Source organism: Mesorhizobium sp. WSM4871, assembly GCF_055811295.1.
Genome location: NZ_JBVVPU010000001.1, coordinates 281,205 through 294,376, shown reverse-complemented (window position 1 = coordinate 294,376; position 13,172 = coordinate 281,205). Strand labels below are relative to the sequence as shown.

Here is a 13,172-nt window from a genome sequence, read left to right as displayed (position 1 = left end):
TGCACCGCAACATCTCTGCTTGGAGAATGGCCAGCATTTGTGTCAGGGTTCGGCGAACTCGTTTTGAAACGCCGACTTCCGGGGCACCATGGCAATTCTGGCCGCCGTCTACCACCTGACCCACTACAAATACGACCGGCCGGTCGTGCTTGGTCCCCAGGTCATCAGGCTGCAGCCGGCGCCGCATTCCCGCACCAAAGTGCTCAGCCATTCGCTGAAAGTCGAGCCGGCAAACCACTTCGTCAACCTGCAGCAGGATCCCTACGGCAATTTCCTTGCCCGCTTCGTCTTTCCGGAGCCGGTGAGCGAGCTCAAGATCGAGGTCGACCTCGTCGCCGACATGACGGTCTACAATCCGTTCGACTTCTTTGTCGAGCCATCGGCCGAGACGTTTCCGTTCGAGTACCCGGAAGAGATCAGCGACGATCTCGCCATCTACCGGACGCCGGAGCCGGCTGGGCCGCTGCTGTCGTCCTTTCTCGCTACTGTCGACCGCAGCCCGAGGAACACGGTCGATTTCCTCGTCGACCTCAATGCGCGGCTGCAGCGCGAGATAGCCTATATCGTGCGCATGGAGACCGGCGTCTTCTCGCCTGAGGAGACGCTTGCCGCCAGGAAAGGCTCATGCCGCGACTCGAGCTGGCTGCTGGTGCAGATCCTCAGGAATCTCGGTATCGCCGCGCGCTTCGTCTCTGGCTATCTGATCCAGCTCAAGCCCGACCTCGTCGCGCTCGACGGGCCGCCCGGAACCGCTGTCGACTTCACCGATCTGCATGCCTGGTGCGAGGTCTATCTTCCCGGCGCCGGCTGGATCGGCTTCGATCCGACCTCCGGCCTGCTCACCGGCGAAAGCCATGTGCCGCTGGCGGCGACGCCGCATTTCCGCAACGCGGCACCCATTTCCGGCATGGCAAGCTTCGCCAATGTCGAGTTCGGCTTCGATATGCGGGTCGACCGTATCGCCGAGCATCCGCGCATCACCAAGCCGTTCTCCGACGAAAGCTGGCAGGCGCTCGATGCGCTCGGCAACAAGGTCGATGCGGCGCTCCAGGCCGGCGATGTGCGACTGACCATGGGCGGCGAGCCGACCTTCGTGTCGATCGACGATTTCGAGGCGGACGAATGGAACACCGCCGCCGTCGGCCCGACCAAACGCGAAAAGGCCGACGCGCTGATCAGAAAACTGCGCGAGCGCTTCGCGCCGGGCGGCTTTCTGCACTATGGCCAGGGCAAATGGTATCCGGGCGAGAGCCTGCCACGCTGGACCTTCTCGCTCTACTGGCGCACCGATGGCGAGCCGGTTTGGAGCGACCCGTCGCTGATCGCACGGGAAAAAAGCGAGGCAAATGTCGGGCCGAAGCAGGCTGAAAGCCTGCTGACGGCGATCGCCGGCGAGCTCGGCATTGACAAGGCGATGGTCAGCGAAGCCTATGAGGATCCGGCCGAGTGGCTGCTCAAGGAAGGCAAGCTGCCGGACAATGTCGACCCCTCCAATTCGAAGCTGGAAGACCCCGAAGAGCGCAGCCGCATGGCGAAGGTGTTCGAACGCGGGCTGACCAAGCCATCGGGCTACGTGCTGCCGGTGCAGCGCTGGAACAGCCAGGCCGCGGGGCCGCGATGGCGCTCGGAGAAATGGAAGACGCGCCGCGGCCGGCTCTTCCTGGTGCCCGGCGATTCGCCGGTCGGCTACCGTTTGCCGCTGGGTACGCTGCCCTATGTGCCGCCGGCGCAGTTCCCCTACATCGTGCCGGTCGACCCGTCGCTGCCGCGTGGTCCGTTGCCGGCGCGCGAGGCCATCTTGCCCCAGGCTGCTCCGGCCGAACTGGAGGGCGCCGACGAGATGGCGCGCCGCCAGCAGGCGGCATCGTTTACGGCTACGACTGGTCAGCAGGATCGCGTCGAGCAGGAGATTACCGAGATCGGTGGCGCGGTGCGCACGGCACTCTCGGTCGAGCCGCGCGAGGGGCGGCTTTGCGTGTTCATGCCGCCGGTCGAGGCCTTGGAGGACTATCTCGAACTCGTTGCGGCGGCGGAAAACGCGGCAAGAGCGATCGGAGTGCCGGTGCATATCGAAGGCTATGGCCCGCCGCACGATCCGCGCCTCAACGTCATCAGGGTGGCGCCTGATCCCGGCGTCATCGAGGTCAACATCCACCCGGCCGCGAATTGGCAGGATTGCGTGGCGACGACCACGGCGATCTACGAGGAGGCGCGGCAGACGCGGCTCGGCGCCGACAAGTTCATGATCGACGGCCGCCACACCGGCACCGGCGGCGGCAATCATGTCGTCGTTGGCGGAGCGACGCCCGACGACAGTCCGTTCCTGCGCCGCCCGGATCTGTTGAAGAGCCTGGTGCTGCAATGGCAGCGGCATCCCTCGCTGTCCTATCTGTTCTCGGGCCTGTTCATCGGCCCGACCAGCCAGGCGCCGCGCTTCGACGAGGCGCGCCACGATTCGCTCTACGAGCTCGAGATCGCGATGGCACAGGTGCCGCATCCCGACAAGGGCGCGCCGCTGCCGTGGCTGGTCGACCGGCTGTTCCGCAACCTCCTGACCGACGTGACAGGCAATACGCACCGCTCGGAAATCTGCATCGACAAATTGTTTTCGCCCGACGGTCCGACCGGTCGGCTGGGGCTGGTCGAGTTCCGCGGTTTCGAAATGCCGCCCAATGCGCGCATGAGCCTGGCGCAGCAATTGCTGGTGCGCGCCATCATCGCCCGCGCCTGGAAGAACCCGCTCGACGGCCGCTTCGTGCGCTGGGGCACCTCGCTGCACGACCGTTTCATGCTGCCGCACTATGTCTGGGCCGACTTTCTCGACGTGCTCGACGACCTCAAGCTAAACGGCTTCGAATTCCGTCCCGAATGGTTCGACGCGCAGCTCGAATTTCGCTTTCCGTTCTGCGGCGAGGTCCGGCATGCCGGCATCAAGCTGGAGCTGCGGCAGGCGCTGGAGCCATGGCATGTCATGGGCGAACAAGGCGCTATCGGCGGCACGGTGCGCTTCGTCGATTCCTCGGTCGAGCGGCTGCAGGTGAAGACCGAAGGTCTCAACCCGGAACGCCATGCCGTCGTCTGCAACGGCCGCATCGTGCCGCTGAAGGTGACCGACAACAGGGAGATCGCGGTGGCGGGCGTCCGCTTCAAGGCCTGGCAGCCGGCCTCTGGCCTGCATCCGGCGCTGCCGGTCAACACGCCGCTGGTCTTCGACATCTATGATCGCTGGTCGGGCCGGGCTGTGGGCGGCTGCGTCTACCATGTCGCGCATCCTGGCGGGCGCAATTACGACACTTTCCCGGTCAATGCCAACGAGGCGGAGGCGCGGCGGCTTGCCCGCTTCGAGCCGCGCGGCCATACACCGTCAGCCTATGTGCTGCGCGACGAAGAAGCCGCTGAAGATTTCCCGATGACCCTTGACCTCAGGCGGCCCCCAAGACTCTGATCGATGATGGCAAAGGGGAATCAGAAAAAACTGCGCGGCAAGCCGCTGGTGCACAGTCTGCTGGAGCACTACCAGCCGATCGACGGCGTCGTCGACGAGATGGTCGATGCCTCGGGCAACCCCCGCCCGATCTGGAAGGACTTCATCGAGGCGCTGGAAGAACTGGGGCCGGAAAAGCTCGGCCAGCGCTTCGCCCGCGCCGACCAGTATCTGCGCGACGCCGGGGTCTATTACCGCGTCTACGACAAGGCCGGCGCCAATGAGCGGGAATGGCCGTTGGCGCATGTCCCCCTGCTGATCGAGGAGAAGGAATGGGCCGACATCAGCGCCGGCCTGGTCCAGCGGGCCGATCTGTTCGAGGAGACGCTTGCCGACATCTACGGGCCAAACCGGCTGGTCGAGAAGGGCATCCTGCCGGCGGGGCTGATCGCGGCGAGCCCGGAATATCTGCGGCCGGTGGTCGGCGTCAGGCCTGCCAGCGGCCATTTCCTGCATTTCTGCGCCTTCGAGCTCGGCCGCGGTCCTGACGGCCGCTGGTGGGTGCTGGGCGACCGCACGCAGGCGCCGTCGGGCGCGGGCTTTGCGCTGGAGAACCGCGTCGCCACCACGCGGGCGCTGTCCGACATCTATGGCGAGATGCATGTGCACCGCCTTGCCGGCTTCTTCCGCCGCTTTCGCGATGCGTTGAACGGCATGGCCAATGTATCCGGTGGCCGCGTCGCCATCCTGACGCCGGGGCCGCTCAACGAAACCTATTACGAGCATGCCTATATTGCGCGCTATCTCGGCATCATGCTGCTTGAAGGCGAAGATTTGACCGTCTCCGGCGGCAGGTTGATGGTGCGCACCGTGTCGGGCCTGATGCCGGTCAGCGTGCTGTGGCGGCGGCTGGACGCCGCCTTCGCCGACCCGCTCGAACTCAGGCCGGAGTCGCAGATCGGCACGCCGGGGCTGGTCGAGGCGATCCGGCGCGGCACCGTTTCGGCGGTCAATGCGCTCGGTTCCGGCCTGATGGAGACGCGGGCGTTGCTCTCCTTCCTGCCGAAGGTTGCGCGCGAATTGCGGGGCGAGGCGCTTTTGTTGCCCAGCGTCGCCACCTGGTGGTGCGGACAGGAGAGCGAACGCCGGCACGTGCTCGCCAATTTCGACCGCATGGTGATCGGCCCGGCGCTGTCGACGCGGCTTGCCTTCGAGGACGATAATTTGACGAAGCTCGGCTCGGCGCTGTCCGAGGAGGAGCGGGCCGAACTGATCGCTCGGATCAAACGGAACGGCGGCGATTTCGTCGGCCAGGAAGCGGTGACGCTTTCGACCACGCCGGTCTATGTCGGCGGCCGGCTGGAGCCACGGCCGGCAAGCCTGCGCGTCTATCTGGCGCGCACGCCGGAAGGCTGGACGGTGATGCCGGGCGGCTTTGCCCGGGTCGGCTTTTCGCTCGATCCGACGGCGATCGCCATGCAGCGCGGCGGCCAGGCTGCGGATGTGTGGGTGATCAGCGACAGGCCGGTCGAGCGCGAGACGCTGCTGCCGCAGGAGCATGACAGCTTCACCCGCACCCTGCCGGGCAGCCTGCCCAGCCGCTCGGCGGAGAACCTGACTTGGCTCGGCCGCTATATCGAGCGCTCGGAAGACACGGTGCGCATCCTGCGCGCCTACCATGTGCGGCTGGCGGAGACCTCCGATCCGGAGATGCCCTTGCTTGCCGATATCAGGGACTATCTCGAACCCTTCGGCATCGACGTTCAATCGGCAATCCCTTCGGGGCTGATCTCGACGCTGGACAGCGCGGTCTACAGTGCCGGGCAGATCCGCGACCGGTTCTCGCCCGACGGCTGGCTGGCGCTGAAGGATCTGTCGAAGACCATCCACCAGTTCGCGGAGACGGTGGCGCCGGGCGACGATGCGACGCGGGCGATGACGGTCATGCTGCGCAAGCTCGCCGGGTTTTCCGGCCTGCTGCATGAGAATATGTATCGCTTCACCGGCTGGCGCTTCCTGGAGATCGGCCGGCGCCTGGAGCGGGGCATCCAGATCGCCCGCACGCTTGCCCGGCTGACCGGGGCAGCAGCGCCGGATGGCGCGCTCGACATGATGCTGGAGATCGGCGACAGCGTCATGACCCACCGGCGGCAGTATCCGGTGCAGGCCGGCCGGCGCACGGTGATCGATCTCCTGGTGCTCGATCCGCTCAACCCGCGTTCGATCCTGTTCCAGCTCGAACGGCTGAAGGCCGAAATCGCGCTGTTGCCCGCCGTCGGCGGGGAGGGGCACATGTCCCCGGCGGCGAAAGAGATATTGCAACTCAACACGGCCATCGCCATCAAGGAGCCCTCGGACATGACGGCAAAGGCGCTCGACGATCTCGCCAATGAGATAGGCGGCCTCTACAGCAGCCTCGCCAAAGCCTATTTCGGCTAAGCAGGTTCCGCAAAAGTGTCAGACGGTTTTGCGACAAGAACCTGCGTCAACACAAGAAAAGTAGGCCATGCTTTACGACATCAGGCTTCATCTCAGCTACGACTACGATGCGGCGGCCGGCGGCGGCCGCCATCAGGTCCGCGTGCTGCCGTCGACGATATCAGGCGTGCAGCGCGTGATCGCCGCTTCGCTGTCGTTTACGCCAGCGCCGGGCGAACGCTCGGATTTTTCCGATTTCTTCGGCAACAGCGTCACCTCGATCGCCTTTCGCGACGTGCATGATGCGCTCGACATCAGGATGAGCGCGCGGGTTTCGGTCTCGCGGCCGGAGATCGGGCTGGACGTGTCGCCCGACATTCGCCGGCTGAGAGAGGAACTCGATGCGGTGCGATCGCTCTCGCCCGGATCGCCGCATCACTTCCTGGCCGCCAGCGATCACGCCGGCATCGACGCTGCTATCACGGCCTACGCAGGCGGCAGTGCCGGCAGCTCGGCTGTCAGCACGGCGATGAACCTGTGCAACCGCATCCACCACGATTTCACCTATGATGGCGAGGCGACCACGGTGCGCACCCGGGCCAGCGACGCTTTCGGCCTGAAGCGGGGGGTGTGCCAGGACTTTTCGCATATCATGATCGCCGGCCTGCGTGGTCTCGGCATTCCGGCCGGCTATGTCAGCGGCTTCCTGCGCACCATTCCGCCGAAGGGCAAACCGCGGCTTGAGGGCGCCGACGCCATGCATGCCTGGGTCAAGGTGTGGTGCGGGCGCGACGCCGGCTGGCAGGAATTCGATCCGACCAACGGGATGCGGGCCAGCAACGATCACATCACCGTCGGCCATGGCCGCGACTATTCGGATGTGGCGCCGATCGTCGGCGTGCTGAAGACGACAGGCGGGCAGGTCGGCGAGCAAGCCGTCGACGTCATCCCCGTCGTGCTCGAGAAGGCCTGACAGCAGTCCAAAAGCCAGGAGCCGGAACCAGCGGCTGGTCCGGCGCTTATCTATGGGAAAATTTCCATGGAGAGGACATGCTGGACAAATCGGAGTCGCCGTCAGGCCGATTGGCCGCCATATCGGGCAACGCGTCGAAGAATGGGGCGTCGAAGAATGGGGCGTCGAAGAATGGGGCGCCGAAGAATGGGGTGCCGAGGAACGGTGGCGAAGCCTCCGCCGACCGAGCTTCGCTCACCTATGTCAGCGACGCCGAGCCCGGCATCCGCCGTGTCAGGACCGGCAAGGGATTTTCGTACAAAGGGCCGAACGGACGAGCCGCGAGCGAGGATGCCGTCGCGCGCATCAAGGCGCTCGCAATACCGCCAGCCTGGACCGATGTGTGGATTTCGCCAGACGCCAACGGCCATATCCAGGCGACGGGCCGGGACCAGCGCGGACGCAAGCAATATCGCTACCATGCACAATGGGCCGCGGAGCGGGACGGCGTTAAATATTCGAGCCTGATTGCCTTTGCAGAAAGCCTGCCCGAACTGCGACGCCAGATCGACGCCGATCTGCGCCGTCACGGCCTGCCGCTGGAGCGGGTTGTTGCCGCTGTGGTCTGGCTGCTCGACAACACGATGATCCGCGTCGGCAATGCCGCCTACGCTCGTGACAATAACAGCTTTGGGCTGACCACGTTGCGTGACCGGCATGTCGACATCAAGGGCTCAAGCCTGCGCTTTGCTTTCAAAGGCAAGTCCGGCAAGGAATGGAAGCTGAAACTCGTCGATCGCCGGATCGCGCGCATCGTGCGGGGCGCCCAGGATTTGCCGGGCCAGAAGCTGTTCCAGTATCTCGACGAAGACGGAAATAGGCGGCCGATCCGCTCCGACGACGTCAACCGCTACATCAGGGACGAGGCCGGAGCCGATTTCAGCTCCAAGCATTTCCGCACCTGGGGCGGCACCATCCATGCCGCGTCGCTGTTTGCGCAGACGGAGCGCCCTGAAAGCCAGGCACAACAGAAGCGGGTGATCAACGGCGTCGTCGACAAGGTGGCCGAGCGGCTTGGCAATACGCGCGCCGTCTGCCGCAAATGCTACATCCATCCGCAAGTCTTCGACGCCTGGTCCGAAGGACGGCTGCTCGGCGAAATGGCGGAGGCGAACAGAGGGAAGCGGTCGATACAAGGCCTCGATGACGAGGAAGCACTCGTCCTGAGATGGCTGAAGGCGTGGGAGGGCTGACGCCAGGTTCGGCCTGTCGCCAGCTTGTGTCTCCGTCGCAGGGCGATTTTTTTATCGACGCACTGTCGGGATCAGTCCTAGTGTTTCGTCCTTTGACGAAGAAAAGGACATCCCATGCTCTACGCTATCCTCTGCTACGCCTCTGAAGACGTCGTCTGCTCCTGGAGCAAGGAGCAGGATGACGAGGTCATGACGAAACTTCTCGGCGTGCAGGAAAAATACGCTCAAGCCGGCCGGCTTGGCCCGGTGGCGCGGCTGCTGCCGACGACTGCCGCGACGACGCTGAGGAAGGTCAAGGGCGAATCGGTCGTCATCGACGGGCCGTTCGCCGAGACCAAGGAACAGTTCCTCGGTTTCTACACGCTCGAATGCAACGATCTCGATGAAGCCGTCGATTTCGCGCGCGAGCTTTCCGAGGTCAATCCCAGCGGCGGCTCCTACGAGATACGGCCGGTTTCGCTCTTCAATCCCGCCAAGGTTTCCGCATGACCGACCTTACCTGGATCAGCACCGCGATCAGCACCGCCCGTCCACAGGCGATGGGCGCGCTGCTGCGCTACTTTCGCGATCTCGATGCCGCGGAGGAGGCTTTCCAGGATGCATGCCTGAGAGCGCTGAACAACTGGCCGAAGAATGGCCCGCCGCGCGATCCGGCGGCCTGGCTGATCTTTGTCGGCCGCAACAGCGGCATCGACGCGGTGCGCAAGCGCGCCAAGCAGGCGCCGCTGCCGGAGGAAGACCAGATCTCCGACCTTGAGGATGCCGAAACCGATATCGCCGAGCGGCTGGACGGCGCGCATTACCGCGACGACATCTTGCGACTCCTATTCATCTGCTGCCATCCCGATCTGCCGGCGACGCAGCAGATCGCCGTGGCATTGCGCATCGTCTCCGGCCTGACGGTCAAGCAGATCGCCCGCGCCTTCCTTGTCGGCGAAAGCGCCATGGAGCAGCGCATCACCCGCGCCAAGGCGCGCATTGCAGATGCCGGCGTGCCGTTCGAGACGCCCGGTGCGATTGAGCGCTCGGAACGGCTCGCCGCAGTCGCCGCCATGGTCTATCTGATCTTCAACGAAGGCTATTCGACCAATAGCGGCGAGGCTCCGGCCCGGGCCCCGCTCTGCGAAGAGGCGATCCGGCTGGCAAGGTTGCTTCTGCGGCTGTTCCAGACCGAGCCGGAGATCATGGGCCTGACGGCGCTGCTGCTGCTCCAGCATGCGCGTGCGCCGGCGCGGTTCGACGAGAATGGCGAGATCGTGCTGCTCGAGGACCAGGACCGCAGCCTGTGGAGCCGCAAGATGATCGACGAGGGGCTGGCGCTGGTCGACAAGGCGCTGCGCCACCAGAAGCCCGGGCCTTACCAGGTGCAGGCGGCGATCGCCGCGCTGCATGCGCGGGCGGCAAGGCCCGAGGATACCGACTGGACCGAGATCGATCTGCTCTACAGCCTGCTCGAGCAAATGCAGCCGTCGCCGGTGGTGACGCTCAATCGCGCCGTCGCGGTCGCCAAGGTGCGCGGGCCGGAAGCAGCGCTTGCCATGATCGAGCCGCTGGAACAAAGGCTCTCCGGCTATTTCCACTTCTTCGGCCTCAAGGGCGGCCTGTTGATGCAGCTTGGCCGGGGCGATGAGGCACGCACCGCCTTCGACCGCGCCATCGCGCTTGCCAATACGGCCGCCGAGGCCGCCCATATCCGCATGCATATCGACCGGCTGATGAAGGGCGCGGCCCAGGGGGCTTCCCGAAAGGCGCTCTGAACCTGGTTCAACGGTCTGATCCCGGCCTAAGGCCTGTTGATATTCAGGTGAGGCTGGCCTGCAAATGGCGATTTCCTGCGCTTCCGGTGCTCACGTACTTTGAGTACGCTCCGCTCCGGTTCTCGGAAACCGTCATTTTCGACTCAGCCTGACCTGAATCTCAACACACCTTCGACCATGCCGGGGTGGCGATTTTTTCCCGAAACGCGTAATGCCACGCCATGACAGCGGCTGATGTGCCGACGGCGCACGGCGCAAGGCTTTGACCTCCGTCCTTTGAGCGACGGACCTGAAAGGGAAAAACATGACGATTGCGAAGGAAACGGCCGATCTCCTGGCCAAATTGGGCGTCGCCAACGACGCGCTTGTCGGTGGCGACCTCATCGTGCGCAGCCCGGTGACGGGTGAACAGATCGCAGCGCTGAAGACGGTCTCGCCGGCCGATGCAGCCAAGATCATCGAAGCCGCCCACAAGGCGTTCCAGGTCTGGCGGCTGGTGCCGGGGCCGAAGCGCGGCGAACTGGTGCGGCTGCTCGGCGAGGAACTGCGCGCGCACAAGGCCGAGCTTGGCCGGCTGGTGTCGATCGAGGTCGGCAAGATTCCGTCCGAGGGGCTTGGCGAAGTACAGGAGATGATCGACATCTGCGATTTCGCCGTCGGCCTTTCCCGCCAGCTCTATGGCTTGACCATCGCCACCGAACGCCCGGGACACCGCATGATGGAGACCTGGCATCCGCTGGGTGTGGTCGGCGTCATCTCGGCCTTCAACTTCCCGGTCGCGGTATGGTCGTGGAACGCGGCACTGGCGCTGGTTTGCGGCGACGCGGTGGTGTGGAAGCCGTCGGAAAAGACGCCGCTGACCGCGCTTGCCTGCGAGGCGATCTTCAAGCGCGCGGCCAAGCGTTTTGGCGATGCTCCCGAAGGCCTGGCGCCGGTGCTGATCGGCGATCGCGCCGTCGGCGAGATCCTGGTCGACCATCCCAGGGTGCCGCTGGTCTCGGCCACCGGCTCGACCCGCATGGGCAGGGATGTCGGGCCGCGCCTGGCGAAGCGGTTTGCGCGCGCGGTGCTGGAGCTCGGCGGCAACAATGCCGGCATCGTCTGCCCGACGGCCGATCTCGATATGGCGCTGCGCGCTATCGCCTTCGGCGCCATGGGCACGGCCGGCCAGCGCTGCACGACGCTGCGGCGCCTGTTCGTGCATGACAGCGTCTATGACGCCTTGGTGCCGCGGCTGAAGAAAGCCTATGAGAGCGTTTCGGTCGGCAATCCGCTGGAGACATCGGCGCTGGTCGGTCCGCTGATCGACAAGGCCGCCTTCGAGAATATGCAGAAGGCGCTGAAGGAAGCGGTCTCGCATGGCGGCAAGGTGACCGGCGGCACGCGCGTCGAGAACGGCCATCCCGACGCCTACTATGTGCATCCTGCCTTGGTTGAAATGCAAAGCCAGGTTTCACCGGTGACCGAAGAGACGTTCGCGCCGATCCTTTATGTGATGAAATACTCGGACTTCGACGCCGTGATCGACGAGCACAATGCGGTCGGCGCCGGCCTGTCGTCGTCGATCTTCACCCGCGACCTGCAGGAATCCGAGCGCTTCCTCGGCGTCGACGGCTCGGATTGCGGCATCGCCAACGTCAACATCGGCACGTCGGGAGCCGAGATCGGCGGCGCCTTCGGAGGCGAGAAGGAAACCGGCGGCGGTCGAGAGTCGGGCTCCGATGCCTGGAAGGCCTATATGCGCCGCGCCACCAATACGGTGAATTACTCCAAGGCGCTGCCGCTTGCCCAGGGCGTCTCCTTCGACATCGACTAGGAACAGGATTGCGCGATCATGGCGGCGATGCTGGCGACATCGCAGCCCAACTCCCGGTCCTCGTCGAGGGAAGCAACCCGTTCGCGCACCGTCCTGTAGGCCTCGTCGGCGCCGCGGCCCAATCTGTCCGCCACGCCCCGGATCTCGGCGGCGTAAGCCGCAGAGATGAGCTCCATGGCGACGAGGTAGCGGAATCGCTCGATGATATGGTTGACCTTGGCAATGACCGCCGGCGCCATCGACGACTGATCCTCGACCCAGTCCGACACCGCGATCGGGGTCAAAGAGATCGGGCTGGCGAGAAAGCGGATTTCGGCTTCCATCGCTGAAACGGGTTTCTGCAAAATGGCAAAGCCCATGCGGTTCTGGCCGTTTGCCGCCAGGAAACGCGGCAGGCCGGCTACCGCAGGGGACATGAGTTTGATGGTCCGGTTGGCGATGCCCGCCGCCGCGTGAGCCAACGCCTGGCTGAGCCGCTCCCAGGACAGGACGAAAGCGGTCATGTCGAAATTGCCATGCGAGACAATCCGGTCCTCCCCGGCCAGGACGACCGGATTGTCGCCGGAACTGGCAAGTTCGATCTCGGTCGCGGCCCTGGCCTCGTCGATCGCGTGGCGAAGCGCGCCCCAGACCTGCGGCACGCAGCGATAGCTCAGCGGATCCTGGATCCGGCGGGCAGCGCCTTCCTTGAACAGCGTGCTGCCCGACAACTCTTCACGCAACCGTGCCGCCACCGCTCTCTGGCCGAAGGCGGGCCGCGCCGCCATGGCCGAATCGTCGAGCGAACTGACATTGGCACGGAACGCCTCCAAATTCAGTGCGACAGCTTTGAGCGACCACTCGAAGGCCCGCTCGATGTCCTCCAGCGCCAGGCAGGCCTGGGCGACCGACAGGCTGTTGGCGACGATTATGGCGTGGCCGTCCTTGGCATGGATGTCGAGCGGCTTCAGCCCGGCGCGTTCGAGCGCCTCGGCCGCCGGCATGGTCTCGCCGCCATACTCCGCCTGGCCGTGGCCAAGCAGGCCCAGCGTCATATGGGCAAGCGGCGCGAGATCGGCCGCCCCCAGCGAGCCGAGCGACGGCACCACCGGATGCAGGCCGGCGTTCAGCGCGGCGACAAGTCCCTCGAACACGGCAGGCGAAATGCCGGTGCCGCCGGCGGCCATGCCGGCGATCCGCACCGCCATCATCGCGCGCACCGCCTCCCGCGGCAAAGCCGTTCCGAAGCCGACCGCATGACCGAACGAAACCCGCCGCTGATAGGCGATCAGATCCTCCCCGCTCAGCGGCGTATCCACGGCAGCGCCCAGCGCGGTGGTCAGCCCGTAAACCGGACGGTTCTCTGCCGCATGGCGTTCGATCACCGCGCGGCTGGCGCGGATCAGGGCGTCCGCCTCGGGCGAGACCTCGACCAATGAATGGCGGCGGGCGATGGCGGCAATATCCTGTGCCCGCAGCGGCGCGGCGGTCAGTCGGACGGGCGTCGATGTCATGGATGCTTCCCCAATTCGGCAATGCAATTGCACGATGTAGCATGGCCGAATCGCATCCC

Annotated in this window: 8 protein-coding genes; 7 read left to right on the top strand and 1 reads right to left on the bottom strand. The window is 65.2% G+C overall.

The window, feature by feature from the left end:
- Positions 1 to 88 precede the first annotated feature (88 nt).
- From AC0L2H_RS01525 to amaB, 7 genes are all read left to right on the top strand, one after another.
- A complete protein-coding gene (locus AC0L2H_RS01525) occupies positions 89 to 3,445 on the top strand; it encodes a transglutaminase family protein (RefSeq protein ID WP_473588536.1) in 3,357 nt (1,118 codons plus the stop codon).
- A 6-nt stretch (positions 3,446 to 3,451) separates the two neighbouring features.
- Positions 3,452 to 5,863 (top strand): circularly permuted type 2 ATP-grasp protein, encoded by a 2,412-nt coding sequence (locus AC0L2H_RS01520; protein WP_473588535.1) that lies wholly within the window; start codon positions 3,452 to 3,454, stop codon positions 5,861 to 5,863.
- Positions 5,864 to 5,930: 67 nt separating this feature from the next.
- Positions 5,931 to 6,815: a transglutaminase family protein gene (locus AC0L2H_RS01515; RefSeq protein WP_473588534.1), complete on the top strand. Its 885-nt coding sequence runs from the start codon at positions 5,931 to 5,933 to the stop codon at positions 6,813 to 6,815.
- A 77-nt stretch (positions 6,816 to 6,892) separates the two neighbouring features.
- Positions 6,893 to 8,047, top strand: coding sequence for a DNA topoisomerase IB (locus AC0L2H_RS01510; protein ID WP_473588533.1), 1,155 nt, complete (start codon positions 6,893 to 6,895; stop codon positions 8,045 to 8,047).
- 114 nt (positions 8,048 to 8,161) lie between these two features.
- Positions 8,162 to 8,536 carry a YciI family protein gene (locus AC0L2H_RS01505; RefSeq protein WP_473588532.1) on the top strand — a complete coding sequence of 125 codons (375 nt, stop codon included), beginning with the start codon at positions 8,162 to 8,164 and terminating at the stop codon, positions 8,534 to 8,536.
- Positions 8,533 to 9,804, top strand: a complete 1,272-nt coding sequence (locus AC0L2H_RS01500; protein ID WP_473588530.1) for an RNA polymerase sigma factor — start codon at positions 8,533 to 8,535, stop codon at positions 9,802 to 9,804. Before AC0L2H_RS01505 ends, AC0L2H_RS01500 begins: the two co-directional genes overlap by 4 nt.
- A 304-nt stretch (positions 9,805 to 10,108) precedes the next feature.
- On the top strand, positions 10,109 to 11,620 hold the full coding sequence (gene amaB / locus AC0L2H_RS01495) for an L-piperidine-6-carboxylate dehydrogenase (protein ID WP_473588529.1): 1,512 nt from the start codon (positions 10,109 to 10,111) through the stop codon (positions 11,618 to 11,620).
- Here amaB and AC0L2H_RS01490 read toward each other — a convergent pair.
- Positions 11,617 to 13,113: an HAL/PAL/TAL family ammonia-lyase gene (locus AC0L2H_RS01490; RefSeq protein ID WP_473588528.1), complete on the bottom strand. Its 1,497-nt coding sequence runs from the start codon at positions 13,111 to 13,113 to the stop codon at positions 11,617 to 11,619. The two genes, amaB and AC0L2H_RS01490, sit on opposite strands and share 4 nt — an antisense overlap.
- Positions 13,114 to 13,172 lie beyond the last annotated feature (59 nt).